Origin of the sequence: Streptomyces rimosus (genome assembly GCF_008704655.1) — a bacterium.
GTDB lineage: Bacteria > Actinomycetota > Actinomycetes > Streptomycetales > Streptomycetaceae > Streptomyces > Streptomyces rimosus.
This window is the reverse complement of record NZ_CP023688.1, coordinates 138,694-164,127: the sequence shown is the minus strand read 5'-3', so window position 1 is coordinate 164,127 and position 25,434 is coordinate 138,694. Positions and strand designations below refer to the sequence as shown.

The window sequence follows — 25,434 nt, the reverse complement described above, 5'->3', positions numbered from 1 at the left end:
GGACCGGGGCGCGCAGGCAGCCTCCCGGCCGCCGGCCGCCCGTGATCCGTGATCGCCCGTCGTCACCCGCCGGGGGTGACGACGGGCCCGTACGCCCTGGTGCACCCTCGGCGCCGACGCGGGGCAATCCGCACCCGCCTCGGAGACGGAGGGGCCTGCCATGGCCACCACGACCAGCCCGCACCACCGCTCGTCAGGATCCATGGCCGCCGCCGGCGGTCTGACGATCTTCGCCGCGGTGATGCTGTTCATCTCCGGTGTGCTCGACCTCTTCCGGGGCATCATGGGCGTCGCCCAGAACGAGGTCTTCCTCAGCACTCCCAACTATGTGTTCAAATTCGACCTGACCAGCTGGGGATGGATCCACCTGGCCTTCGGGGCCGTCGCCGTGGTCGTGAGCCTCGGTCTGTTCACGGCGGCCACCTGGGCCCGGGTCGTAGCGATCGGCATCGCGGCGCTGCTGATCATCATCAACTTCCTGACCATTCCCTACTACCCGGTCTGGTCGATCACCCTGATCGCGCTGTACGGGTTCACCATCTGGGCCCTGTGCGTGGTCCGCCGCGACACGATCAACGACTAGCCGCGAGGCACCCCGCCCGACCGGTATCAGTCCGCGGGCTTGCACCACACCGAGACGTGCCGGCCGCTCTCGCCGGTAAACGGGGCGCGTGACCAGTCCTCCCACCGGTCGCGCAGCCGCAGCCCGGCGAGCTGGGCCATCAGGTCCAGCTCGGCCGGCCACACGTACCGGAACGGGGTCGACGTGTACTCGGCGCGTCCGTCGACGATCGTCACGTAATGCGAACTCATCGCCTGCGTGGCGACGTCGTACGTGTCGAACGCCCACTGCTTCGGGCCGATACGGAACGGCACCGCGGTCTGGTTGGGCGGCAGCCGGCGCAGCTCCGGTACGCCCACTTCGACGACGAAGCATCCGCCGGGCCGCAAATGGGCCGCGGCATTGCGGAAGCAGGCCACCTGGGCGTCCTGGGTCGTCAGATTGTTGATCGTATTGAAGACGAGATACGCGACCGTGTACGAGCCGTCCGCCCGCGCCGTGGCGAAGTCACCGATCGTCACCCCGATACCGTCCCCGCCCGGCTTGGCGCGCAGCCGTGCCACCATGGCCCGGGACATGTCGATACCGTGCACCGCGATGCCGCGGCCGCTCAGCGGCAGCGCGATCCGCCCGGTGCCGATACCGAACTCCAGGGCCGGGCCGTCACCGGCCAGCTCGGCCAGCAGATCGACCGCCGGGTCCACCGCTTCGGGGCGGAACATGTCCGCCTCCGCCTGGTCGTAGGTGGCCGCGACGCTTTCTCCGAAGTAACCGTCGTCATCGAGCATGTCAGGACCGTACTGACGCAAGAGCGGTCAACGCACGTCATTTTCACCGTAGTTGTTCGAGGGCGGGGCGCGGGGCCTCCCGCCCTCCCACGCTCACCCGGCCCCCGACCGCCGGGCGCCCGCACTCGGTTCCGCCTCACCCGGCGGGCCGGGCTCTGCCTCACCTGGCCCGGGTGAAGAGCCATGGTGCAGGGCGAGCGTGACCGCCGCCTCGTACAGCGCCAGGACGACCGCGATGACGAGGAGGCCCGTCCACGACGAGAGCAGCAGCGCGATCAGGGCCGCGATGATCACGCCGCCGACCCGGAGCGCGTCGGCGTGCTCGCGTACCCACGGGCGCAGAGACGTGCCGGGCTTGCCCAGTCGGCGTCCGGCGCGCGCGGCGAGGCGGCCGGTGGCGCGGGCGCCACGCGACGTGTGGTGGCGCAGGCCGACGGGCAACCGACCAGGACCCACCAGGTACGCCAGGACAGCCAGCACGATGCCGAGCCACAGCAGTTGGTCACCGCGTTCGCGCAGCGTCGTGAAGACCGTCCACAGCGCGTCGCGCGTTCCGTCCCGGTAGACGCCGGACGGCACATGGGCGAGAAGCTGGTCCCGTACCGCCCGCAGCACGCCGGACAGCGCGGTGACAGCGATCACGAGCCACAGGCCCAGCTGGAGCAGCGTACGCCGGGGATTCGGCGAGACCCACAGGGCCAGGCCGAGCAGCAGGGGAACGGAGAGCAGCAGACCCACCAGCGCGCGCTTGAACAGCAGCACGGCCTGTTGCAACTGCCCGAGCGTATGCCGGTCGTAGAGGGTGATCTGCGCGAAGTCGGCCGGCAGCGATACGCCGAGCGCCTTCTCGATCCGGTCGTGCAGGCCGGGCGGGATCTCGCCCGACGACACGGTGGGCAGGTCCAGCCGCTTGCCGAACAGGGTCGGAAGCCGGTCCTCCAGGGCGTTGAGCAGATTGTTGACCAGAGGAAGCAGATTGAGGGTGACCGTGTCGCCTTTTACCTGCACGCCTTCGCTGCGCTGCTCCAGCACCGCGATGATCCGCTCGTGCGCGAGACGGTTGGCGGAACGCCACAGGTCCTGGAACTGCTCCGTCTTGAGCAGCTTGGCGACCGAGTCGCGCATGTAGTCGTGGACGGCGTCGGTGACCGGCGGCGCGATGAACGACGCGCGCGGCGGCAGCGCTCCGGACAGCCGCTGCTCAACGTCCAGCTGGTTGAAGATCTCGTCCGTGAGATAGGCGGCGACGGCCGCGTCCACCGTCGGATCCTCGGGAAGGGCACCCACCGTGGCGACCCAGCGGTCCGTGTTGAGCGCGGTCCGCGCGCCCCATACGCCGACGACCGAGGTGACGGTGAGGACGGCCACCAGGGCGATCACCACGGCGGCAACGACGCGCCGCACGGCCAGCAGCCGTATGCGGCGCTGTTTCCTCGTACTGACGCGGGCCCGCAGCTCCTGTACCTCGGCGCGCAGCCGTTCGAGTTCGCCCCCGCTGCCGTCCTGACGCCCGCTTTCGGGATCGCGCTCACTTCCGGTCGCGGCGCCGCCGGCCGCGCTCGCGTCAGCCGTACCGCCGTGTGCCGTACCGCGATCCGCCGAACCGCCGTGCGCCGTCTCCTCATGGGCCATGGCCTCGCACCTCCGCCGCCACCGTCGCGAAGACCGCGCCATCCGGCCCTCACCTGCGGCGGGTGACGCGGCGTACGGCGCGTACCGGCTGGATGGAGGCCACCCCGTCACCGGGCCCGTCGGAAGGGAGCACCCCATGGCCGGCATCGGCCCCGTACAGTTGCTGACCGTCGCCTTCGGCCCCGACGCGAAGTTCGAGGGCCGCATCATCGAGGAGCTGGGCGTCCTGGAAGCCGGCGAACAGATCCGCGTCCTCGACATGCTCTTCGTCCGCAAGGAGCCGGGCGGGCAGCTCTTCACCCTCGACTACCAGGCGGAGAGCATGGGCGACACCGTCGCCGCACTGCTCGGCCTCTCCGGCGACCGCCCGCCCGTGACAGGGCCGAGGACCCCGTCACCGGACGCCGGTGGCGCCTTCGGCCTGTCCGTATCCGAGATCAGGTCCATGGCCGAAGCCATGGACCCGGGCAGTGCGGCGGCCTTCATCCTCCTCGAACACGTATGGGCAACCGGCCTGAAGCACGCGATCCGCGGTGCGGGCGGGATACCCGTGGCAGAGGGTTTCCTCACCGAAGAGGCACTCGCCCCCGTGGCCGCGGAACTCGCGCTGGCGGCGCGGCGGGTGGAGGAGCGGGGAGCGGGGGCTTAGACGGCCCTGCCGAAGCCATCCGTCGTCGTCACCCCTCACGCACACAAACGGCGGCACGGTGATGCCGAGGCGACTCGGCCTCGTCGAGCAGGGCGACCGCGAAGTCCGCGTACGAGATCCGGTCGGCCGGGTCGCCGTGTTCGGTGATGCGGTAGCGGCCGGTCCGCGCACCACCGTCGTCACCCTGGTCACCCTGGTCATCGTGATTGAAGTCGCCTGCCGGAGCCATGTACGCCCAGTTCAGGCCGGACGACGTCCGCAGTTCCTCCAAGCCTGCCGCGTGGCCGAGAGAGAAGGAGCGGTACTCGTTCGGATAGCCGGGCTCGTCCATCAGGAGGGTGCCGGAGGGCCCCGGCATGATCGACGCGAGCCCGATCGCCACCAGGCGGCCCACCCCCGCCTCCGCCAGTCCGGTGATCAAGGCACGGGCCGACGCCGTGAAGAACTCGGCCGGTGGGGCGGACAGATCCACGGCGGCATTGATGGCGGCATCGTGCCCGACGGCCGCACGGGCGACGCTCAGCGGGTCGGTGACGTCACCGGCCACGATCCGCACGCCGGCCGGGCCGCCGCCGTGGGCCGCGGGATCGCGTACCACGGCGGTGACCCGATGGCCGCGACGGCGCGCCTCGGCAACAGCCTGCCGCCCGGCCCGGCCACCCGCCCCGAAAACCACGATGTCCATGATGAATCGCCTCTCACCTGGGCCGGAGCCCGTTCGCCCGGCCGCTGCCCGGACGCTATCGAGGGGCATGGTTTCCACGGGGATACCGCTGATACGCCACCGAGAGACCGGTGGAGGACCAGCTAGGGTGACGCCATGAGGGAGCCCCTGCCCGCCGACATGTTCGACGAACTGTGCCCTTCGTCGCTCAATCCGATCCGGTTCGGCGACAAATGGGCAGCACTGGTCATCCGCTGTCTGGAGCAGGGGCCGCGCCGTTTCTCCGAGCTACGGGTGCCGCTGAGCCGCGTCACGCCCAAGGTCCTCACCCGGTCGCTGCGGTCCCTCGAACGCGACGGACTGATCAAACGCACCGTCCACGCCGGGTCCACCCCGCACGTCGAGTACGAGCTGACGCCGCTGGGCCGCAGCATGCTCCGCCCGCTGGCGGCGGCCTGCGCCTGGACGGCGGAGCACTGGGACGAACTGCTCGACGCCCGCGAGGCGTACGACAACGCTGCTCGACAGACCGGATAGGTGGGCGACGGGGGACTCGTCAGTCGCGGAGGCTGTCGACGGCCGGGACGACCAGGCCGAACAGGTCCGTGACGGTGGTCAGGGCGGCGGACTGAAGGGCGGCCGCGGACAGAACCGTACCGTCGGGAGCGGTCAGGGCGCGGGTGGCGGTGGTTTCGGCGACGACGGTGGGCCGGTAGCCGAGGTTGAAGGCGCCCTGCGCGGTAAAGGCCACGCACATGTGCGTCATGAAGCCGGCCAGCACGAGATCCCGGCCGCTGCCCGCCCCGAAGCCCAGATCACTCAGGGTCTTCTCCAGCTCCGTCGCGTGGAAGGCGTTGGGGAACTGCTTGACCACGACCGGTTCTCCGTCGACCGGGGAGACCGCGTCGCTGATGGCACCGGTGTGGGCGCGGATGTCGTACGGGGTGTTCGCGCCGCCGTCGTTGATGACGTGAACCACCGGTGTCCCCGCGGCGCGGGCACGTTCCAGCAGGCGGGCGGCGGCCGCGAGGGCCGGTTCGGCGCCGTCCAGGGACATCACGCCGGTGCGGTAGGTGTTCTGGAAGTCGATCATGAGCAAGGCGGATTCGCTCAGCCGAGGAGGCTGCTGGTCCAGTCCGATCACGTTGCGCAGGGTCGTGGAGGGGGAGGAGGTGATGCCGGTCATCGGGAAACCTTTCGCAGGGGAGGGGATGGGGGCATCCGGGCATGACGAAGCCGCACACGCCCCGATGTGTGTAGGTAGTAGGCGCTTATAGATAGGTACTTGTGGATACGGCGGTTCAGGCGGGCCGGGCGCGGAAGCGGCGGCGGTAGGCCGCCGGGGTGGTGGCGAGCTGCCGCCGGAAGGCCCGGTGCAAGGTCTCCGCCGACCCGAGCCCGGCAGCGGCCGCGACCTGGTCGAGCGGGCAGTCGGTGGTCTCCAGCAGCCGCCGCGCCATCTCGACGCGGGCCTCCTCGACGTAGGCGGCGGGACTGCTGCCCGTCTCCTGCTTGAAGACGCGGGCAAAGTGCCGTTCGCTGAGACACATACGGGCGGCCAGCGCCGGCGCGGACAGGTCCGCGTCGAGGTGGTCGGCGATCCACAGGCGCAGCTCGTCGATATCCCGGCGCTCGGCGGCCGGACGGCTCAGCGGTACGGAGAACTGGCTCTGCCCGCCCTGCCGCTTGAGGTACATCACCAGCTGCCGGGCCACCGCCAGGGCCGTCTGCTCGCCCAGATCCTCGGCCACCAGGGCCAGCGCGAGGTCCAGGCAGGCACTGATCCCGGCCCCGGTCCACAGCCGCCCGCAGTCGGAACGGACGAAGATCGGGTCTGCGTCGACCGTGACGTCCGGATGGTCGGCGGCGAGCTGGGCGGCCGTCGACCAGTGGGTGGTCGCCGTCTTCCCGTCCAGCAGCCCGGCCGCGGCCAGCACATGCGCGCCGACACACACCGAAGCCACTCGCCGCGCGTGCGGGGCCATTTCCTTCACCCACGCCACGACCTCGGCATCGATACGGGCAACGGGCCCGTCCTCGCCCATATCGACCGCCCCCGGAACCACCAGGGTGTCCACCTGCCCCCGCACGTCCTCGAAACCCACGTCGGCGAACAGCTGCACCCCCGCCGACGTACGCACCGGCCCGGCAACCGGCCCGGCGAGACGCACCTCATAGCCGGCCCGGCCCCCGGTCTCCCGGTTGGCCAGGGCGAAGACCTCGGCCGGGCCGGTGACATCAAGGAGATCGACATCGGGGAAGACGGCGATGACGACACGGTGTGAAGCGGACATGCATTGATCCTCACCGCTGCCGCCGGCAGCCGCAATGACGATCGACTGTCACATTCGGACACGCCGACCGGCTCGCTCACACCGGGTGCCCGGCGCTACGCAAATACGTTGGCCGCCGCCCCGCGGAACCGGCATAGTGCGCAGATCTGCAGCAGAGAGGACGTATGACGGAATTCGTGTGTGCGGGGTGCGGTGCTGTGCTCAGTGCTCCCCTTTCGCAGGCTGCGCTTCCCGCCCATGCCCATCAGCAATGGGGCAATGGAGTACTGCTCCCGGTTCTCATGGAATCGGGAACCTACGCCGTGGACCCGGAGCCTTCCGGGCCGCCCTGGCGTCCGTGGAGTGAGGTCGGAGAGGAAAAGGCGGCAGACCGCGGCGTGTTCGCGCCGGTCCATACGCTCTCCTTCGGCACCCCGGGAGCGATTGCCATCGCGCCGGGTGACGTTCGCGGCACCGACCTCATTCCGGAAAGGTGCGGCGGCTACTGCTGTGGGCTGGATGGGAGCGACGGCCCCAATCTGGCCTGCGCCCGATGCGGTCTGGCAGTGGCGACCCGTATCGACGACTGCTCATTGTGGCAGGCGGTGTGGTTCGCCCCGGACGCCGTACGCGGCCTGCCCGCCGACGCGTCCACTGGAACGACGGCCGACTGGGATGCGCAGGGGCGCCCGGCAACGCCGCCGATCGATCCCTCCGGGGCCTGGAGCGCGCAGTGGGCCGCGGCGGTCGGAGCTGGACTGGCGCATCTGCTGGCGGCGTCGGGCGGCAGGCCCGTCGCCCTGCCCGACGGCCTCATGACGGACCTGCTCGGCCGCCTGCTCGATGCGTTGCTCCCGTCAGGCACACCGGCGAAGGCAGTGGTTCCGGCAGGGCCGGGCCTTCCCGTCCGGAACTCGGATGACCACATCTTCCTGGTGCCGAAAAATCCACGGACAGGCGAGTTCTGGCGAGCGCCGGGCATCAAGCAGAGCTTCCCTCTGCCTTTTGACATGTGGCGGCACCTGGTCGCCCCTGACGAACGGCTGCTGCTCCCGGCGACAGGAGGACTGCCCGACGGCGTCATACGGGATGATCCGCCGCCGATGCGCCCATGGGAATTGTTCCGGCCCGACAGGAACGTCTTCCTCTACACGCTGGCACGCATACCGGAGGTCCGACAGCCGTGGCTGCGTGAGATCTACGATCGGGTGAATGACCGTGGGTACGCTCACTGCTTCTGACGGCATTCCGTCCTCCACCCCTATGAGCAAGAAACAAAAGAAACAGGGAAGCAACACAATGCCCAGCAGCCCGCCAACGGACGAGGCCGTGCGCCTGCTCGAAGCCGACTTGCGGGCAGAGCGGCAGCCACTCACCGACCTGGACACAGAACACGCCTGGCACGCATTCATCCGCTTCGGCCGACGCCGCTTCGACACACCGAACACTGCCGACGTCGACGGGCAACGATTAGCGCGTTCAAGCCGGTAGGTGTCAGGGTTTTCGAGGAGGCATATAGGCGGCAGGTTGCCAGCGATGGCGAGCTGTCGGCGATACTCAACGTGGCCGGGCCGCCCCCCCCACAGCGACCCGGCCACAACCTCCCCCTACTCCACGCCGATCTGGAACGTAGACGTCGTATTACGAATGTTCTCCGCGTTGTCCCGCAGGGTCAGCCTGCGGAAGGTCGCCTTCCCTGCTGCCGGGCCCTGGCCCGGTTCCGGCATTTCGTTGGCCCAGATTGCGATGCCGGACTTGGCGTTGTACTCGTCGCCGCTCTTCTTCGCGCCGGTGATGGTCACGTCCGAGAATTCGGTGTCTTCGATGCGGTTCTGTGGCTGCTGGCCTGTGTAGTTCGTCTGGAACATGATGCCGTGGTAGGTCGGGTCGGTGATCTGGGCGCCGTTCACCCGGATCGCCCGGAAGGGCTTGGAGGCCGAGAAGAGCCAGATTCCCGGGAAGGTCTGGCCGTTCCAGAAGTGGCCGCCCGCCCGCTCGATGCGGAGGTTTTCGAACGTGGTCCGGCCGGGGCCGAAGCCGTTCATCGGGAAGCCGAAGTCCAGGGAGGAGACGGTCACTCCGGAGTAGACCAGGGTGTCCGCGATGTGGATATTGCGGAAGGTGTTGAGCTGGCCGCCGTAGACGGCCAGGCCCGCGGCCCGCCAGGTGAGTTTGGAGGTGAGGTTTTCGTAGACGTTGTTGCGCTGGTCGCCGCCGCCCGCGTCGAGCGCGGAGAACAGGGCGAAGGAGTCGTCGCCGGTGGACCGGGCCTCGTTGTTGGTCACCAGGTTGTCGGTGGAGCCGTTGGTCATGTTCAGGCCGTCGGCGAAGGTGTCGCGGATACGGTTGTTCCTGAGCGTCATCCGGTCGGTGTTGGCGCCCCAGTAGAGGCAGACCATGTGCTCGGCCCAGATGGTGTCGATGGTGATGCCGGAGATGTTCTGGAAGTCGAATACCTTGCCGGGCCCGTCGATACGGGAGGTGTAGTTGCCGAAGTAGGCGAAGCCGGAGAACGTCGAGCCGTCGGCGCCATCGGCGGCACGGAAGCCCACGTCGGTGTTCTGCTGGCCGGCCGGGGCGTGGAAGCGGGTGAACCACGGCCCGGCGCCGATCACCTTGACCGGCTTGAGGTAGACCTGGAATTTGCTGGAGGTTTCGTAGTCGCCCGGCGGCAGGTAAACGCCCTGGATTTTTCCAGTGGTGTCCATGCGGGCCTTGTCCAGGGCGTTCTGCACGTCCTGGTGACCGAATCCGGTCGGCTGCACGAATGCCTGTGGGTTCGGGTTCGGCGCCGCGGAGACCTTCTCGAAGTCGACGAAGTCGATGGCGTAGGAGGAGGCGTTGTCGGCGTCCTTCTGGAGCCGGATCCTGCTGCCCGCCGGTACGGTGTGGCCGAGGTCGAGGTGCGCCTCGTCGTAGATGTGCCGGGCCGGGCCCGCGCCCGGATCATTCACCGGGGACGCCTCGGGGCCGTAGAGCCAGGCGTACTTGGACGTCAGGTTCAGCGGCTTTGCCTTCGCGCCGTCCACGTACACGTTCAGGGTCGCGTTCGTGCCCCCGCCGCCCGGGGCGTCGGGAATGGAGAAGCGGGTGACCAGGGTGTTGGTCGCCACCGGAGTGGTGAATTCGACGTACTGGCCCGTCTGCTTGAGCGTCACGGCCTTGCGCCCCGACGCCTCGCCCGCCAAGTCGCCGATCTTACGGTTGGGGCCGACCACCTGGGCGCCCCCGCCGACGGCGCCCGATTCCGCCTCGACCGTGGTGTACGGCATGGTGGCGCCGCGAGCGGCCTTGGCGCGCAGCGGCGTGGGCCGGGGCTTTCCGGCTGGGGGAGTGAACGCGGCGCGCGAGGAGCCCTTGCCCGCGGCGACGGTACGGGTGACCGTACGGCTGTCCGGGGACTGGTTGCCCGCCGCGTCCCGGGCCCGCACGCTGTAGACGGTCTTCCGCGCGGCACCGCCGGGCGCCGTGGTGTCCTGCCAATGCGTCGCCGTCGCGGGCAGCCCGGCGCGCAGCCGGCCGTCGGCGTAGATGTCGTACCCGGAGGCTCCGGCGGCACGCTCCCAGCTCAGCGTCGCACCGTTCAGGTGGACGCCGCGGGGCGCCGGTGGGGGCGTGGAGTCGCCCGATGCCGCGCCGTACAGCGCGAGTTCCCCGACCCGATGTGCGCCGACGACCTGGACGTAGCGCACGGGGGCACCGTCCAGGCGCAATGTGACCTTGCCCTTGCGGGCCTGCGTGTCGGACAGGTCCACGAAGTCGCGGCCATTGGCGGAGCCCTGGAGCTTGACCCGCTGGGCCTCGCCGGGCAGGGAGAGCTCAACCCGGTCCAGGCGGCGGGTCGCGCCGAGGTCGGCCCTTATCCAGTGGGAGGCGCTGCCCTTCGCGTACGAGGCCGGATCGCCGTCGTGCGCGCGGGCGGCCCCGTCGCCGCTGAAGGTGGCCGGGAGGGGAGCCGCGCTTCCGCCGTTCGTCGGCGTTCCGGCAGAAGCGGCCTGCCAGCCGCTCAGCATCAGTCCGGTGCTGAGCACGGCGGCCAGTACGGGCCGCCAAGCTCTTCTGCGTGGCGCGGTGCGCTGTGTGGTGTGTTCTGTTGTGCCCATGACGTTCCCTTCTGTGGGGAGAGGGGGCGGTCGTACGCGGGTCAGGCCCGCAGCCAGACCGCCGTGTCCTGCGGCAGCGCGCCTCCTGAAGTCAGGGGGCCGCTCGCTAGGAGGAGTTCTCGGTGGGCGGGGAGGACCATGTCCCGCGGCCCGAAGTTGACGACGCACAGCAAGGTGCTGCCCTCAAGTACGGAGCCACTGCCCAGTACGGCACCACCACGCGCCACCGTCCGCGCGAACGCCAGCGCCTCCGGCGCCTCCGTACGCAGCCAGTGCAGCGGTCCCGCGTCCCGGAAGGAGCGCCGCAGCCGCAGCGCGGTCCGATACAGCGCGAGCATCGAGTCCGGGTCGGCGGCCTGCCGTTCGGCCGCGTAACTCGACCAGTCCGCCGGGCGCGGCAGCCAGCCCGGGCCGTCCTCGCCTTCGGCGCGCCAGGGCAGCGGCACCCGGCAGCCGTCCCGGCCCGGGTCCACCCCGCCGGAACGGGCGTGCATCGGGTCCTGGATCAGCTCGCGCGGGATCTCCGCCTCCGGCAGGCCCAGCTCCTCGCCCTGGTAGAGGTAGACCGAGCCGGGCAGGGCCAGGGTGAGCAGCGCGGCGGCGCGCGCTCGGCGGGTGCCCAGGGCGAGGTCGGTGGGTACGCCGAAACGTTTGCGTTCGAAGGCGAAGCCGGTGTCCTCGGCCCGGCCGTAGCGGGTGACCGTACGGGTCACGTCGTGGTTGGCCAGCACCCAGGTGGCGGGAGCGCCCACGGGGGCGTGCGCGGCCAGCGTGAGGTCGATGGACGCGCGCAGCTCGGCCGTGTCCCAGGGGCGGGCCAGGAAGTCGAAGTTGAAGGCGGTGTGCAGCTCGTCGGGGCGCAGGTAGCGGGCGAAACGCTCGGCGTCCGGCAGCCAGATCTCGCCGATCAGCACGGCCCCGTACTCCTCGGCCAGGCGCCGCCAGGACCGGTAGATGCCGTGCAGTTCCGGCCGGTCGTGGAAGGGGTGCGGGCCGCCGTCGCGGGGCATGTCGGGCAGCCCGTCGGCCTTCGCGAGCAGCGCGGCGGAGTCGATCCGTACGCCTGCCGCGCCGCGCTCGAACCAGAAGCGCAGCACGTCCTCGTGTTCCTGGCGCACCTGTGGGTGGTTCCAGTTGAGATCCGGTTGCTCGGGACTGAACAGGTGCAAATACCACTGCCCGCTCTCGGTACGGGACCAGGGCACGCCGCCGAACTCGCCCACCCAGTCGTTCGGCGGCGCGGGGGAGGGCGGCCGGAAGTGGAACAGCTCCTGTTCCGGCGATCCGGGGCCGGCGGCGAGCGCGGCCTTGAACCATGGATGCTGGTCCGAGACGTGGTTCGGGACGATGTCCACGATGGTACGCAGGCCCAGCTCGCGCGCCTCGGCCAGTAGCGCCTCGGCCTCGGCGAGGGTGCCGAAGGCCGGGTCCACGGTGCGGTAGTCGGCGACGTCGTAACCGCCGTCGGCGAGCGGCGAGAGATACCAGGGGGTGAACCACAGGGCGTCCACGCCGAGCTCCGCCAGGTACGGCAGCCGGGCGCGTACCCCGGCCAGATCGCCGGTCCCGTCACCGTTCGCGTCGGCGAAGGAGCGGACGTACACCTGGTAGATGGCGGCGCTGCGCCACCAGTCCGTGCGGGACAAGGACAGGTCCTTTCGTGCGTGGCGTAGGTACGTATGTGAGGGGGGCAGGCGGGGCAGGCGCCGCCCGCGCCGAGACCCGCGTCAGCCCTTGAGGCACCCCGCGCCGAGACCGGCGATGATCTGTCGCTGGAAGACCAGGAACAGCGCAATCAGCGGCAGCGATGCCATGACCAGGCCCGCGACCAGGCTGTTGAGCGGGGTGTCCTGGGCGACGCGCTGGAGGAACACGCTCAGCGGCTGCTTCGCCGGGTCCGGCAGGACCAGCAGCGGCCAGAGGAAGTCCTTCCACGCGGCGACGACCGACAGGATCGACACCACGGCGAGGATCGGCCGGGACAGCGGCAGCACGATCCGCCACATCGTGCCGAGCGGGCCGGCGCCGTCGATCCGGGCGGCGTCCAGCAGCTCGTCGGGGACGCGGTCGAAGAAGTTCTTCAGAAGGTAGATGTTGAAGGCGTTGGCGGCGGCGGGCAGCCAGACCGCGCTCGGGCTGTTGATGAGATTGCGGTTGACCAGCGGCACGTCGACGACCGTGAGGTAGGCGGGCACCAGCAGCGCGGTGGCGGGCATCATCAGGGTGACCAGCATCAGTCCCAGCACCACGTTCCCGAACCGGGGCCGCAGCTTGGACAGCGCGTACGCGGCCGGTACCTGCACCGCGAGCTGGATCAGCCAGGCGCCGCCTGCCAGCAGCACCGTGTTGAGGAAGTAGCGGGTCAGATCCATCTCGCGCCAGGCGCGGGCGTAGTTCTCCGGGTGCCAGTGCGCGGGGACGTACGTGGGCGGGCTCTGCGCCAGTTCGGCCGAGGATTTCATCGCGCCCGTCGCGGCCCAGTACAGCGGTACGAGAAAGGCGGCGGTGAACAGCGCCAGCGCCACGGCCAGCACCGACCAGTAGACCAGCTTTCCCTTGCGGGTGCGCAGTACGGCCGGGCGGATCAGCGTACGGGCCGAGGCGGCCATCAGTCCTCCTTGGCGCCGCGCGTGACACGCAGGTAGAGGGCGGAGAAGGCGGCGAGGACGAGGAGCAGCAGCAGGCTGAGCGCGCTCGCGGTGCCGAAGTCGTTGTAGACGAAGGCGTAGCGGTAGATGAGGAACATCACCGTGACCGTGGAGTCCTCGGGCCCGCCGCCGGTCATCACGTACGGCTCGGTGAACACCTGCATCGTCGCGACGATCTGGAGGAGCAGGAGGACCAGCAGGACGAACCGGGTCTGCGGGATCGTGACGTGGCGCAGCCGCTGCCACAGGTTCGCGCCGTCCAGCTCCGCCGCCTCGTACAGCTCGCCGGGGATGGTCTGGAGCGCGGCCAGGTAGATCAGTGTGGCGGTGCCCATGTTGGCCCAGGTGGAGACGATCACCAGGGATAACAGTGAGGTCGAGGAGGAATCCAGCCAGTCGGAAGCCGGCAGGTGGAGGGTGCGCAGCACCTCGTTGAACAGCCCGGGGCCCGGGTCGTAGAACCACTTCCACAGCAGCGCCACGACGACCGGCGGCAGCATCACGGGAAGGTAGACCAGGACACGGAAGTACGCGCGGGCGTGCCGGAACTCGTTGAGCAGCACCGCGGTCAAGAACGGTACGAAGAAGCCCAGGACCAGCGCGTATGCGGTGAACAGCGCGGTGTTGCGCCAGGCCGTGGCCAGCAGCGGGTCGTCGAAGAGCTTCTCGAAGTTGGCGGTTCCCGCCCAGGTGCTGCCGGTGGCGAAGTTGACGTGCTGGAAGCTCAGCAGCACATTGCGGATGATCGGCCACCACGAGAACAGCGCGAAGAGCACCACGGCGGCGCACAGGAAGCCGTACGCGGTCAGATGCTCGCGGACGGAACGGCGGAGGCGGGCGGCGCGCCGCTCACGCTCGGCGGTGACCGGGGGCGACACCGGCTTCTCCAGCAGGGGAGCGGTGGCCATCACAGCGCGCTGTAGATCTGGTCGACCTTCTTCTCGGCGGCGGTGAGAAGCGTGTCGATATCGGCGTCCTTCCTGGTGAGCACCGCCTGCATCACGGTGTCGAGCACCGCGTAGACCTGCTGTGCCTCCGGGGGCTCGACCACGCCGGGGACGCGGGGTGCCGCGTCCATGAAGGGCTGGTAATTGGCGACGGGGACGTTGGCGTACTTCCGCTTGGCCTGCTCGACGCGTTCACGGACGGCGCCCTTCCAGATGTCGGGCGTGGGCGGCATGGGCAGCCCGACGGGGAGTTTGGAGTCGATGTTGTCCCGGATGTTCTGCTCGACGAGGTCCGGGTTGAGGTACTTCCACTGGAGCCACTTGATGCCGGCCCTGATCTTCTCGGGAGACGCCTTGGGGTTGAACATGTAACCTTCGCCGCCGATCAGGGTCGACCTGGCGTCGGGGACCGGCGCGAGACCGTAGTCACGGTAGGCGCCGCCGAACTGCTTGGCGATGACGGTGATGTTGTCGGCGGCCGAGACGTACATCCCGAGCTTTCCGCTGCCCATCATCCGCTGCACATCCTCGGCCTGGAGCAGCTGCTTGCTGCCCATCGAGCCGTCCTGCCAGCGCATGGCGTGCAGATCCCGCAGGGTGGCCTTGCCCGCCGCCGAGTTGAACGCGGCCTTCCACTTCCCGTCCCGCTCGGTGGCGATCCGGCCGCCGCGCGAGTACAGCTCGGCGGTGAAGTGCCAGCCGCCCTGGTTGTTCTTGGAGTAGTCGGCGTAGCCGACGGTGCTGTCACCGAGCACCGCGATCCTCTTCGCCGCGGCGCGGACCTCCGCCCAGGTCCGCGGCGGCTTGTCGGGATCCAGCCCGGCCTTCTTGAACAGTGTGCGGTTGTAGAGCAGGCCCATCGAATAGTTGGCGGTCGGCAGACCGTACTGGCGGCCCTTCGCGTCCTGGAACACCTTCATCAGCGCGTCCTGCACATCGCCGCGGTGCGGCATGCCCTTGAGGTGATCGGTGATGTCGGCCGCCTGGTTCCGCCCGATCAGGCCGCGCGTGTCGGTGAAGTAGACGTAAAAGACGTCCTCCAACTGGCCGCCGGCCAGCTTGGCGTTGAACGTCTTCGGGTCCATGAAGCCCTCGTGGGGGACGATGTCGATGTCCGGGTGGGCCTTCTCGAACTGCTCCACGTGCCGGTCGAAGAGCCGCCGCTCGAACGCCTGGGTAGTGGGCGGCTGCCCGTTGACGGAGAGCGTCACCTTGCCGCCCGGCGCGCTCCCGGCGCCGTCGCTGCTGGTGCCGCAGGCGGAGAGCGCGGCCAGGGACACGACGGCGGCGGAGGCGAGCGCGACGGAACGGCTTCTCGTGGATGACATCGGTGGACCCCTCCGGGCGTGAGCGAGGCGTACGGAGTGACGGCGCACACTCAAGCACCGGGGTCAGGGGAGCGCAATATCTCGCGCGATGTCTGCAAAAAATTGACAGAGGTGGAGCGGGGTGTCGGTGGCTTCCCGGAGGGCATGGTGAACTGCCCGGCTGGGCGTGCTTGTTGGCGCGGTGTACGGGGCGAGCCTGCGCGTCCGTACAGAGTGGTGAGCCCGCGCGTCCGTACGGCCCGAGCCCACGCGACCGTGCGGTGGCGACGACCGCACCCGTCAGCCCCGCGCCCCAGGCCCCGCATCCACGACAGCGCGCCGCTTCACCCCGCCCGAACCGGCCCCGTCGACCCCCGTACGACCAGTTCCGGCTCGAAGAGGATCTCGTCGCGGACCACCTCCCTGCCGTCGATCTGCGCCGTCAGCAGCTGTACCGCGGCGCGGCCCAGCGCGTCGATCGGCTGCCGTACGGTCGACAGCGGCGGTTCCGTGACGGTCATCAGCGGCGAGTCGTCGTACCCCACCACCGACACGTCCTGCGGAACCCGCAGCCCGCGCCGGCGTGCGGCGCGCACCGCGCCCAGCGCGATGATGTCGCTGGCGCAGATGACGCCGGTCACTCCGGCGTCCAGCAGCCGGGAGGCCGCCGCGTGACCGCCCTCCATCGAGTACATCCCGCGCACCAGGCGTTCCTCGGGCAGCTCGGCGCCCGCGGACCGCGCCACGGCCTGACCGGCGGCCAGCTTGCGCCGCGAGGGCACGTGGTCGGACGGGCCGAGGGCCAGGCCGATCCGTTCGTGTCCGAGCGAGGCGAGGTGGCGCCATGCCTGCTCCACCGCGACCGCGTCGTCGGTGGAGACGCAGGGGAAGTCGAGCCCCGGAATCGGCGCGTTGACCAGGACCACCGGCAGGTTGCGGTCGTGCAGCAGCCGGTAGTGGTCGTGCGGCGCGTCCGCCTGGGCGTACAGCCCGCCCGCGAACACCACGCCGGAGACCTGCTGCTGGAGCAGGAGATCCACGTAGTCGGTCTCCTGGATGCCGCCCGGCGTCTGGGTGCAGAGCACGGGCGTCAGTCCGCGCTGGGCGAGTGCGCCGCCGACGACCTCGGCGAAGGCGGGGAAGATCGGGTTCGACAGTTCGGGCAGCACCAGGCCGATGAGTTTGCCGCGCTCCCCGCGCAGTTGGGTGGGCCGCTCGTAACCGAGTACGTCCAGGGCCGTGAGCACCGCCTGCCGGGTGCTTTCCGAGACTCCGGGTTTGCCGTTCAGTACCCGGCTGACGGTCGCCTCGGAGACGCCCACCTTCTTCGCCACCTGCGCAAGTCGTCGCGTCATCTGCGCAACACTAGCGCAAGCGTTGCAAGTTGCTTGCGTACGGGGCCGGGCGGGGGCATCGCGGCCGGACGCCCGGGCAGTCGCCGCGTCATCGGCGGCTGCCCGGAGCGTGCCGTTCAGCGGAGCCGGAGGACCGGAAGCCGGGTCAGCGGACGAACTTCCAGGTGACCTGCGGAACCATGTCGGTGCCCGCGGGCACCAGCTTGCGGAAGGCCGCCTGGCTGAGGTCTATGTGGGTCGAGGCACAGGAGGGACACTTGTCCCTGACCGGCACGGTGATGGTCCTGCCGTTGTACGTGACCTGTACCTTCACGCCCGAGCAGAGCGGGTCGTTGTTCGGGTTGGGCGAGGTCCACCAGGCCGCGGAGACGGCGACCAGGTCCTGCGAGGTGGCGTCGATGGGCGTGCCACAGGCGCCGTAGCCCCGGTCGTTGTAGTAGGTCATCTTGCCGTTCATGGTCTGACCGATGGGCACGGCCTGGGCCGTACCCGTACCGAGGGCGATGCCGGTGGCGGCGATCACGCCGCAGACCAGCGTTCTCCAGGGGCGGGAAGTACGCATGGTTTCTCTCCGTCCGAGTGCGTCCGGGGGTGTACCGGTGTCGGCGCGCGCCCGGCAACGCCGGGCGCGGACTTGGGGTACGACGATTCTGAGAGCGCTCTCAGGAACATGAGTGCCATGGACCACGTTCGCCTCACAACCCCCTTTGGGCGCAACAGTCCGGAAATCGCGGGCGTATTCGGCCAGTCTGGCCCGGAATGGCGGACCGGATGGCCGAATTCCGCGGCGTGCGCGGCGAAGATACGGCACGCCATCCGTACCATCGCTCGGGGCCTGCTATCCGAACCACGGCCCAGGCCCTGAAGGAGTCGGTGCGCGAACTCCCGCCGACCGCACGGAAGTCCGGACCCGGTCGGGGCCGGGCCGTTCCGTGCGACCGGTGAGGCGGTACGGGGGTTCACGACCGGGTCACCGGATCAGTAGCACCTCTTGATCTTGTCGATGGCGGTGGGCCAGTTCCACGTGAAGTTCTGCGACCTGTTCTTCTTGACCATGTGGCAGACGAAGTCCCGGCCGCGCTTGAGGTACGCCTTGTACCCGATTTGTACCCGATCTTGCCGCGACACTTGCTCGTGACCTTCAGCTTGTCCGTGAAACCAGAGGCGTTCAGCTTCCCGCGCCGCGCACAGCGGGGTACCGAAGAGTGCCAGGGAATGCGGGCCTTCAGGTCGGCGTCGTGGGGCTTCGCGGTGGTCTGCCGCCGAGGGACGGGCTGTGGTGCCGCGGGAGTTGGCGGCGTTCGCCGGTACGGCGGCACCGGCTCCCAGGGACAGGCTCGCGATCCCCACCCGGACGGCCGTACGTCGGCGACCGGCGGCGACGACGGCGCCGCGCGGCTGTGGGAAGCGGCAAGCGGCCGGCTCAGGGCCACCGACAGCGGATCTTCCGGAAGCGTGATGTCGGTGGCCTTCAGCCCGGACGGCCGCCCCCTGGCCTCCGGCGGCTTTGACGAAGCGGTACGGCTCTGGGACACCCTCACCGAACGGCCGCGCCCGCCCCTGACGGGGCACCGGAGCGCGGTGCACGCGGTGGCCTTCAGCCCGGACGGACGGAGCCTGGCCTCCGACGGCACGGTCCGGCTGTGGGACACCTCCACCCGTAGGTCCCGGACCGTTCTGGCCGGTCACATCGGCGCCGTACGGCCCTGGCCTTCACCCCGGACGGCCGCACCCTCGCGACCGGCGGCGACGACCGTACGGTGTGGCTGTGGGACATCGCCTCGGCCCGGCCGGCAGCAGGTGGCGGGTGACCTCGATGGCCATCAGTCCCGACGGAAGCACGCTGGCCGTGGGACAGACCGACAACAAGGCACATCTGTGGCAGCTGGTCCGGCCGACGCCCGCCGAGGCCACGGCCCCGATCTACCGTACCGTCGGCCGGGACCTGACCGGGCAGGAACGTCTCACTATCTGTCGGGTGTGCCCACCGTGCGGCGTGTCCGCCGTGACACCCGTGGGCCCGTTGAAGGCGCGGTGACGCTACGCCTTCGCCACCGAATTCCGCAGGAACTCGATTCCCTGGTCCAGGGCAGCCTTCAGGTGCTCAAGGCTGCCGGTCGTGATGCGGATCAGGACTCCTCCCTGAATACCGGCTACGAGGGCTTGGGCGCTGCGTTCGGCGTCCAAGCCCGCGTCGATCTCGCCCTGGCTCTGCATACTGCGGATGCCCGCGGCCAATTCCGCCTGCCACTGGGCGAGCAGTTCCGCCGCCACGGCCTGGGCGCCTTCCGTCGTCGGTCTGAGTTGCCCCATAACCGCGTTGAGCGGGCAGTTGGGCCCCTGATTCCGATAACGGTCGACCACTTTGTCGCGCCAGCTCTGCCAGGCGGACCAGGAATCCAGCGCTCCCAGTTCCGGCTGCTGGTCACTGATCACCCCGGCGGCCTCGTGCCGCGCCACGGCGAGGAGCAGCTCGTCCTTTCCGTCGGGGAAGTAGTGGAAAAGCTGGCTCTTGCTCGTCGCGGTGCGCTGCATGACCGCGTCCAGCGTGAAGGAGAAAATGCCCTGCCCGCGGATCTCCGCTGCCGCGCCCTCGATGATGCGCTGCCTGGTGGCGGTTCCCTTGCGCGTCAACGTCATGCGATGCTCACCCAATTCTCGAATCGGCGGCCCGGTCAGGGCACGAGCAGGAGTTTTCCGGTGGTCCGGCGGGATTCGAGGTCGGTGTGGGCCTGTGCGGCGTCCGACAGGGCGTAGCGACCGCCGATGCGCGGCGTCACCTGCCCCTTGCGGATCATGCCGAAGACCTCTCCGCTGCGCTGGACCAGGGCATCGCGCGTGGGCACGTGGTGGTGGACCACGGGGTACGTCAGAAGGATGCTGTTGGGCAGGTCGGTCGGGGTGAGGGACGGGACGCCCATGAACGGCCCGTAGTAGGCGTGCACGCCGTGGGGGCGCAGGGCCAGCTGCGAGGAACGGAAGGTCGCGGCGCCGCCCCCGTCGTACACCACGTGGGCGCCCTCGCCACCCGTCAATTCCCTGACCTTTTCCTCGAATCCGCCCCCACTGGAAACGAGAACGTGATCCGCTCCGGCCTCCCGGGCCAAAGCGGCTTTCTCCTCCCGTGAGACCAGCCCGATCACACGCCCGCCACGGGCTTTGATCATCTGCGTCAGCAGCAGACCGACACCGCCGGCCGCGGCATGCACGACAGCGATATCACCCGGCCTGACGGCATACGTCTCGGTGGTCAAGTGATTGGCCGTCAGGCCCTGCACCATCACCGCGGCCGCGGTCTCGTCGGACACGTCGTCCGGAACTTTGACCAGCGAGGACGCGGGAATGGCGAGCAATTCGGCATAACTGCCGATGTGGTAGAACCAGGCCACGCGGTCCCCTACGGCGAAGTCCTGCACATCGTCACCGAGGGCGGTCACATATCCCATTCCCTCGGCCCCGAGAACCGTGGGCGCGGCCCAGCCGGGGCCGCCGGCCGTCCGTGCTCCCACGTCCATGAAGTTCACGCCGGCGACGGCGAGCCGCACCAGAACTTCGCCCTTTGCGGGTGCCGGATCGGGTAATGCGGTCCACCGCATGACTTCGGGGCCGCCGTGCTGGTCGATGAATATTGCGTGCATGACACGTTCCTTTCCAGGGGGTTGGCCGGGTGCTGTGAGCCTCGGCTGCGAGGAGCGTATGGAGGCAAAAATGGACCCGCAAGTCCACTTTTTCGGCGGGTGTCCGGCCTCTCCGGGGGCCGTCGCACCCGGCTTCTCCGGGCGCCCGGCGCGGCCGGAACACGTCGCCCCCGCTGCGGTCCGGAGCCGTACGGAGGCCGGATGCCACAGGCGACCCGAGCCATGGTGTTACCCTGTCGAACGAACGTGATCTCGGATCGAGGAGACGCAGCCGTGGTGGGTGACGACGACATCTCCGGGTGATACCCGGACCTGATGGCCACCGGCCGGTGCACAGGAGCACCGCCGTGGTGGCCGCCTCGTCGTGCCCTCCACCCGTTCCCGGGCCGCACCGGTGTCCGCCGGGCCGCCCGTTGTGCTTTTCCGAGGTCTTTTCATGTCCGACGCTTCCGTCGTCTGCTCGAACCTGTCCTTCTCCTGGCCCGACGACACCCCCGTCTTCCAGGACCTTTCCTTCACCGTGGGCACCGGCCGCACGGGCCTGGTGGCGCCCAACGGTTCCGGCAAGAGCACCCTGCTCAAGCTGATCGCCGGTGAACTGCGCCCCACCGCGGGCTCCGTGTCCGTCTCCGGCGTCCTCGGCTACCTCCCGCAGAGCCTCCCGCTCGCCGCCGGCCTCACCGTGGCCGAGGTGCTGGGCGTCGCCGACGTGATCCGTGCCCTGGACGCCGTGGAGTCCGGCGATGTGAGCGAGGAGCACTTCACCACCATCGGCGACGACTGGGACATCGAGGAGCGCACCCGGGCCCAGCTCGACCGGCTCGGCCTGACGGGACTGGCCCTCGACCGCGGCCTGAGCACGCTCAGCGGCGGCCAGATCGTCTCGCTCGGCCTGGCGGCGCAGCTCCTCAAGCGCTCCGACGTCCTGCTGCTCGACGAGCCGACCAACAACCTCGACCTCGACGCGCGGCACAAGCTCTACGACGTCCTCGGCGACTGGAACGGCTGCCTGCTCCTGGTCAGCCACGACCGCGCGCTCCTGGACCGCATGGACCGCATCGCCGAACTCGACCGCGGCGCGCTGCGCGTGTACGGCGGCAACTTCACCGCGTACGAGGAAGCCGTACAGGCCGAGCAGGAGGTGGCCGAGAAGAACGTCCGCAACGCGGAGCAGGAACTCAAGCGCGAGAAGCGGGAGTTGCAGCAGGCCCGCGAGCGCGCCGAGCGCCGCGCGAGCAACGCCTCCCGCAACCTCAAGAACGCGGGCCTGCCCCGCATCTTCGCCGGGAACATGAAGCGCGGCGCCCAGGAGTCGGCCGGCCGGGCCGGCCAGATGCACGCCTCGCGGGTCAGCGAGGCCAAGGCCCGCCTGGACGAGGCGGGGCGCGCCGTACGCGAAGAGCAGCGCATCACGCTGGACCTGCCCGCCACCCAGGTGCCCGCGGGGCGCAACCTCTTCCTCGGCGAGGGCCTGCTCGTCCGCCACGGCGAGCGGCCCCTGTTCGCCGGGGACGGCGTCGACCTGACGATCCGCGGCCCCGAACGGATCGCGCTGACCGGCCCCAACGGCGCGGGCAAGACCACGCTGCTGCGCCTGCTCAACGGCGAGCTGGAACCCGACGCGGGCCAGATCAAGCGGGCCGACAGCCGGATCGCCTACCTCTCGCAGCGCCTCGACCTGCTCGACCCGTCCAAGACCGTGGCCGAGAACTTCACCGCGTTCGCCCCGCACCGTACGGAGGCGGAGCGGATGAACCTGCTCGCCCGCTTCCTCTTCCGGGGGCCCCGGGCCCACCTGCCGGTGCACGTACTGTCCGGCGGCGAGCGGCTGCGCGCCACCCTGGCGTGTGTGCTGTGCGCCGAACCGGCCCCGCAACTGCTGCTGCTGGACGAGCCGACGAACAACCTCGACCTGGTCAGCGCCGGGCAGCTGGAAAGCGCGCTGGCCTCCTACCAGGGGGCGTTCGTCGTGGTCAGCCACGACGAACGCTTCCTCGGCCGCATCGGCATCGACCGGTGGCTGCGGCTGGCCGACGGCGAGCTGCGGGAGACGGCGGCCCCCGAGGTGTGAGGCGCCGGCCACGGCCTGGCCCGCGTCCGAGGTGCCTCACCCGGCGGGCCGCGTACCTCCCTCACACCAGGTGGACCACCATGCCCCGACCAGCTCTGCTCGCCTACGACCTCGTCCGCACACTGGGGACCCGACGGGTCCTGGACGGCGTGTCCCTCACCGCCGCACCCGGCCACCGCGTCGGGCTGATCGGCGAGAACGGTGTCGGCAAATCGACACTGCTGCGCCTGCTCGCGGGCGTCGACGAACCCGACGCCGGCCAGGTCACCCGCCCGTACGACCTGGGCTTCCTGCACCAGGAGATGCCGTTCGCCGCTGACGCGACGATCGCCCGGGTCCTGGACGACGCCCTCCGGGAAGCCCGCGCCGACCTGGCCGAACTCGACCGGCTCAGCCGACTGCTCGCCGACACCCCCGAGGACCGCCCCGCCCACGCCGAACTGCTGGAGACGTATGGGCAGCGGCTCGAACAGGCCCAGGAACGCGAAGCCTGGGACGCCGACCGCCGGGCCGCGATCGTCCTCGACGGGCTCGGCCTCGGCGGCATCGCGCACGACCGGACGCTCGGCTCCCTGTCCGGCGGGCAGCGCGGCCGCCTCGCCCTGGCCGCGCTTCTCGTACGCCGCCCCGCGGCCCTCCTCCTGGACGAGCCGACCAACCACCTCGACGACGAAGCGGCCGCCTTCGTGGAAGACCGGCTCCGCCAGCTGCCCGGCGTCGTCGTGGTGGCGAGCCACGACCGGGCGTTTCTCGACGCCGTCTGTACGGAACTGATCGATCTCGACCCGGCCGTGGACGGTCCCGTGCGGTTCGGCGGCAACTACAGCGCCTACCAGGCCGCGAAGCGCGCGGAACGGGAGCGCTGGGAGCGCAGATACGCCGAGGAGCAGGAGGAACTGGAGGCGCTGCGCCGCTCGGCCGGGGTGACCGCGCACCGCGTCGCCCCGGACCGCGGGCGGCGGGACAACGAGAAGATGGGCTACGGCCACCGGGCGGGCCGGGTCCAGCAGCAGATCTCCCGGCGGGTACGCAACGCCACCCGCCGGCTCGAAGAACTGGAGCGGACGCAGGTGGGCGAGCCGCCGCGGCCGTTGCGGCTGCATGTCGGGGCGGTTGCCGTCGAGGCGGAGGAGACGGAGAGGACGGCGGAGACGGCGGAGCTCGTTGACGCCCCTCTCGTAGCGCTGCGGGGCGCATGCGTACCCGGCCGGTTGCACCTCGACCGGCTGGACATCCCGTCCGGAGACCGGCTCCTGGTCACGGGCGGCAACGGTGCCGGAAAATCGACGCTGCTGTCGCTGCTGGCCGGGCGACTCCACGCCGAGGGCGAGGTGCACAGGCGTCCAGGCCTGTCCGTAGGGCTGCTGTCGCAGGACACCACGTTCGAGCGCCCGGACCGTACGGCGCGCGACACCTATACGTACGTACTGGGCGCCGAGCGGGCGGAAGCGGTGCCTCTCGGCTCACTGGGGCTGCTGCACGCCGCGGACCTCGGCAAACCGGTGGGACAGCTGTCGGTCGGCCAGCGCCGCAGGCTCGCGCTCGCCCTCCTGGTGGCGCGCCCGCCGCACCTCCTGCTGCTCGACGAGCCGACGAACCACCTGTCCCCGCGCTTGTGCGACGAGCTGGAGGACGCCCTCGGCGCGGGTCCGGGCACGATCGTCGTGGCCAGCCACGACCGCTGGCTGCGCGGGCGGTGGAACGGCAGGCGGCTGCACCTGCACTCCGGCCGGGCGCACGCGGACGAGAGCGGCGAAGCCCAACTCAGGGGGCGCCCACTGTGTCGCTGACGGGCTTTGCCGCGCCCACGGTCACCCGCCAGAATGGTGACCGTGAATCTCGATCATGTCTTCGTCTGCGGACATCCGGCCCTCGACTTCGCCGCGACGCTCCGGGCCCGGCGCTCCCTGCGCTTCGAGATGTTCGCGGCGCCGGACCGGCTGGACGCGTGGTACGTGGAGTCGACAATCGTGGACTCCGTGGCGCCCAGCCGGCCGTCCGACGTCGAGCGCGCGAAGGCCGTACGGGAAGCGGTCTACGAACTGATCACCGCGCGCCGCCTCGGCGAACCCTTCGGCGACCGGGCCATGGAGGTGCTCAACGCGGCGGCCCGCAAGCCCGCCGCGGCCCCGCAGCTCACCAGGGCCGGGCGCCGGACCGACGCCACCTCGCAGGAAGCGCTGTCCACCGTGGCCCGGCAGGCGGTGGAACTGCTGAGCGGCCCGGACGTACCGCTGCTCAAGGAGTGCGGCAACCCCGAGTGCACCCGCGTCTACATCGACCGCTCGCGGGGCATGCGGCGGCACTGGTGCGGCATGGAATCGTGCGGCAACAAGATCAAGGCCGCTGCGTACCGGGCGCGGAAGAAGAGCGCGCCCGCGACTGCTGCCGGCTAGCTCGCGTTCGCGCGGACGCGGTAGCTGACACCGGGGTAGGGGAGGTCGCCGAAGCTCAGCGAGCCCACCACGTAGACCAGGTCGCCGTTCGTACCGGGGGCGCCCGGACGGCAGCCGGCGTTGAAGTAGACCTCCACGCTCCGGTCGGCGATGGCGCGGAAGGACCGGACGGGAGTGGACAGTTCCTGGCACACGCCGACCTTGTTGAGGTCGGCCTTGACGGCGCTGCCGGTGGTGTTCGCTCCGGTGTAGAAGGTGACTCCCGGAAGCTCGGCCGCACCGGCGGGCGAGCCTGCGGCGCCGAGCATCAGGAGTCCGCTCGCGAGGACTCCGCCGGCAACGGCCGCGAATCTGGTGAACTTTGTGGTCATGTTTCCGCCTTGGGTGGTGGGGATGGGGGG

The 25,434-nt window shown here is 70.2% G+C and carries 24 protein-coding genes and 3 pseudogenes; 10 read left to right on the top strand and 17 right to left on the bottom strand.

Annotation, left to right across the window (positions count from 1 at the left end; translation table 11 throughout):
- Positions 1-160 precede the first annotated feature (160 nt).
- Positions 161-583, top strand: coding sequence for a DUF7144 family membrane protein (locus CP984_RS00710; protein WP_003980298.1), 423 nt, complete (start codon positions 161-163; stop codon positions 581-583).
- A 26-nt stretch (positions 584-609) separates the two neighbouring features.
- On the opposite strand, the gene CP984_RS00705 is transcribed toward CP984_RS00710, so the two are convergent.
- Both CP984_RS00705 and CP984_RS00700 read right to left on the bottom strand, forming a co-directional pair.
- On the bottom strand, positions 610-1,350 hold the full coding sequence (locus CP984_RS00705) for a class I SAM-dependent DNA methyltransferase (protein WP_003980299.1): 741 nt from the start codon (positions 1,348-1,350) through the stop codon (positions 610-612).
- A 93-nt stretch (positions 1,351-1,443) separates the two neighbouring features.
- The gene (locus CP984_RS00700) at positions 1,444-2,982 is read right to left on the bottom strand and encodes a hypothetical protein (RefSeq protein WP_003980300.1); all 1,539 of its coding nucleotides are present in this window, start codon (positions 2,980-2,982) and stop codon (positions 1,444-1,446) included.
- 136 nt (positions 2,983-3,118) lie between these two features.
- Between CP984_RS00700 and CP984_RS00695 the strand changes: the two genes are divergently transcribed.
- Positions 3,119-3,631: a hypothetical protein gene (locus CP984_RS00695; protein ID WP_003980301.1), complete on the top strand. Its 513-nt coding sequence runs from the start codon at positions 3,119-3,121 to the stop codon at positions 3,629-3,631.
- Positions 3,632-3,659: 28 nt separating this feature from the next.
- On the opposite strand, the gene CP984_RS00690 is transcribed toward CP984_RS00695, so the two are convergent.
- Positions 3,660-4,316: an NAD(P)-dependent oxidoreductase gene (locus CP984_RS00690; RefSeq protein ID WP_003980302.1), complete on the bottom strand. Its 657-nt coding sequence runs from the start codon at positions 4,314-4,316 to the stop codon at positions 3,660-3,662.
- Positions 4,317-4,451: 135 nt separating this feature from the next.
- On the opposite strand from CP984_RS00690, the gene CP984_RS00685 reads away from it, so the two are divergent.
- A complete protein-coding gene (locus CP984_RS00685; RefSeq protein ID WP_003980303.1) occupies positions 4,452-4,832 on the top strand; it encodes a winged helix-turn-helix transcriptional regulator in 381 nt (126 codons plus the stop codon).
- A 19-nt stretch (positions 4,833-4,851) separates the two neighbouring features.
- Here the strand turns inward: CP984_RS00685 and CP984_RS00680 are convergent, their stop codons facing one another.
- Positions 4,852-5,481 carry an isochorismatase family protein gene (locus CP984_RS00680; protein WP_003980304.1) on the bottom strand — a complete coding sequence of 210 codons (630 nt, stop codon included), beginning with the start codon at positions 5,479-5,481 and terminating at the stop codon, positions 4,852-4,854.
- 115 nt (positions 5,482-5,596) lie between these two features.
- Positions 5,597-6,589 carry a GlxA family transcriptional regulator gene (locus CP984_RS00675; RefSeq protein WP_003980305.1) on the bottom strand — a complete coding sequence of 331 codons (993 nt, stop codon included), beginning with the start codon at positions 6,587-6,589 and terminating at the stop codon, positions 5,597-5,599.
- A gap of 164 nt (positions 6,590-6,753) precedes the next feature.
- Here CP984_RS00675 and CP984_RS00670 point away from each other — a divergent pair, with 164 nt between their 5' ends.
- Positions 6,754-7,809, top strand: coding sequence for a hypothetical protein (locus tag CP984_RS00670; RefSeq protein WP_030190346.1), 1,056 nt, complete (start codon positions 6,754-6,756; stop codon positions 7,807-7,809).
- Positions 7,781-8,059: a hypothetical protein gene (locus CP984_RS00665; protein WP_129820800.1), complete on the top strand. Its 279-nt coding sequence runs from the start codon at positions 7,781-7,783 to the stop codon at positions 8,057-8,059. Before CP984_RS00670 ends, CP984_RS00665 begins: the two co-directional genes overlap by 29 nt.
- A gap of 116 nt (positions 8,060-8,175) precedes the next feature.
- On the opposite strand, the pseudogene CP984_RS00660 reads toward CP984_RS00665, so the two are convergent.
- The 9 genes and pseudogenes from CP984_RS00660 to CP984_RS41005 all read right to left on the bottom strand — a co-directional run.
- Positions 8,176-9,852 (bottom strand): annotated as a pseudogene (locus CP984_RS00660) (glycosyl hydrolase); the annotation flags it as partial.
- 390 nt (positions 9,853-10,242) lie between these two features.
- Positions 10,243-10,581: pseudogene (locus CP984_RS42890) on the bottom strand (discoidin domain-containing protein); the annotation flags it as partial.
- A gap of 131 nt (positions 10,582-10,712) precedes the next feature.
- Entirely contained in the window at positions 10,713-12,317 is a 1,605-nt protein-coding gene (locus tag CP984_RS00655) for a glycoside hydrolase family 13 protein (RefSeq protein WP_003980308.1), read from the bottom strand.
- Between the two features lie 81 nt (positions 12,318-12,398).
- Positions 12,399-13,280: a carbohydrate ABC transporter permease gene (locus CP984_RS00650; protein WP_003980309.1), complete on the bottom strand. Its 882-nt coding sequence runs from the start codon at positions 13,278-13,280 to the stop codon at positions 12,399-12,401.
- A complete protein-coding gene (locus CP984_RS00645; RefSeq protein WP_030190341.1) occupies positions 13,280-14,227 on the bottom strand; it encodes a carbohydrate ABC transporter permease in 948 nt (315 codons plus the stop codon). The genes CP984_RS00650 and CP984_RS00645 overlap by 1 nt, the downstream gene beginning before the upstream one ends.
- A complete protein-coding gene (locus CP984_RS00640) occupies positions 14,227-15,594 on the bottom strand; it encodes an ABC transporter substrate-binding protein (protein WP_003980311.1) in 1,368 nt (455 codons plus the stop codon). The genes CP984_RS00645 and CP984_RS00640 overlap by 1 nt, the downstream gene beginning before the upstream one ends.
- A gap of 323 nt (positions 15,595-15,917) precedes the next feature.
- Positions 15,918-16,928: a LacI family DNA-binding transcriptional regulator gene (locus tag CP984_RS00635; protein ID WP_003980312.1), complete on the bottom strand. Its 1,011-nt coding sequence runs from the start codon at positions 16,926-16,928 to the stop codon at positions 15,918-15,920.
- Positions 16,929-17,073: 145 nt separating this feature from the next.
- Positions 17,074-17,490 carry a cysteine/serine endopeptidase inhibitor gene (locus tag CP984_RS00630; protein WP_003980313.1) on the bottom strand — a complete coding sequence of 139 codons (417 nt, stop codon included), beginning with the start codon at positions 17,488-17,490 and terminating at the stop codon, positions 17,074-17,076.
- 416 nt (positions 17,491-17,906) lie between these two features.
- On the bottom strand, positions 17,907-18,056 hold the full coding sequence (locus tag CP984_RS41005; protein ID WP_156100251.1) for a hypothetical protein: 150 nt from the start codon (positions 18,054-18,056) through the stop codon (positions 17,907-17,909).
- Positions 18,057-18,143: 87 nt separating this feature from the next.
- On the opposite strand from CP984_RS41005, the pseudogene CP984_RS42740 reads away from it, so the two are divergent.
- Together CP984_RS42740 and CP984_RS42885 are read left to right on the top strand one after the other, a co-directional pair.
- Positions 18,144-18,566, top strand: a pseudogene (locus tag CP984_RS42740) (WD40 repeat domain-containing protein); the annotation flags it as partial.
- A gap of 68 nt (positions 18,567-18,634) precedes the next feature.
- Entirely contained in the window at positions 18,635-18,739 is a 105-nt protein-coding gene (locus CP984_RS42885) for a WD40 repeat domain-containing protein (RefSeq protein ID WP_233273125.1), read from the top strand.
- Between the two features lie 229 nt (positions 18,740-18,968).
- Here CP984_RS42885 and CP984_RS00620 read toward each other — a convergent pair whose 3' ends face one another.
- The gene (locus CP984_RS00620) at positions 18,969-19,568 is read right to left on the bottom strand and encodes a TetR/AcrR family transcriptional regulator (protein ID WP_003980314.1); all 600 of its coding nucleotides are present in this window, start codon (positions 19,566-19,568) and stop codon (positions 18,969-18,971) included.
- A gap of 35 nt (positions 19,569-19,603) precedes the next feature.
- Entirely contained in the window at positions 19,604-20,566 is a 963-nt protein-coding gene (locus CP984_RS00615; protein WP_030190335.1) for a quinone oxidoreductase family protein, read from the bottom strand.
- Positions 20,567-21,002: 436 nt separating this feature from the next.
- Here CP984_RS00615 and abc-f point away from each other — a divergent pair, with 436 nt between their 5' ends.
- From abc-f to CP984_RS00600, 3 genes are all read left to right on the top strand, one after another.
- Positions 21,003-22,637 carry a ribosomal protection-like ABC-F family protein gene (gene abc-f / locus CP984_RS00610; RefSeq protein WP_003980316.1) on the top strand — a complete coding sequence of 545 codons (1,635 nt, stop codon included), beginning with the start codon at positions 21,003-21,005 and terminating at the stop codon, positions 22,635-22,637.
- Positions 22,638-22,717: 80 nt separating this feature from the next.
- Positions 22,718-24,427: an ABC-F family ATP-binding cassette domain-containing protein gene (locus CP984_RS00605; protein WP_003980317.1), complete on the top strand. Its 1,710-nt coding sequence runs from the start codon at positions 22,718-22,720 to the stop codon at positions 24,425-24,427.
- A gap of 42 nt (positions 24,428-24,469) precedes the next feature.
- The gene (locus CP984_RS00600) at positions 24,470-25,033 is read left to right on the top strand and encodes a CGNR zinc finger domain-containing protein (protein ID WP_030190333.1); all 564 of its coding nucleotides are present in this window, start codon (positions 24,470-24,472) and stop codon (positions 25,031-25,033) included.
- On the opposite strand, the gene CP984_RS00595 is transcribed toward CP984_RS00600, so the two are convergent.
- Complete coding sequence (locus CP984_RS00595; protein WP_003980319.1) at positions 25,030-25,404, bottom strand: hypothetical protein; 375 nt, start codon at positions 25,402-25,404, stop codon at positions 25,030-25,032. The genes CP984_RS00600 and CP984_RS00595 overlap by 4 nt on opposite strands.
- Positions 25,405-25,434 lie beyond the last annotated feature (30 nt).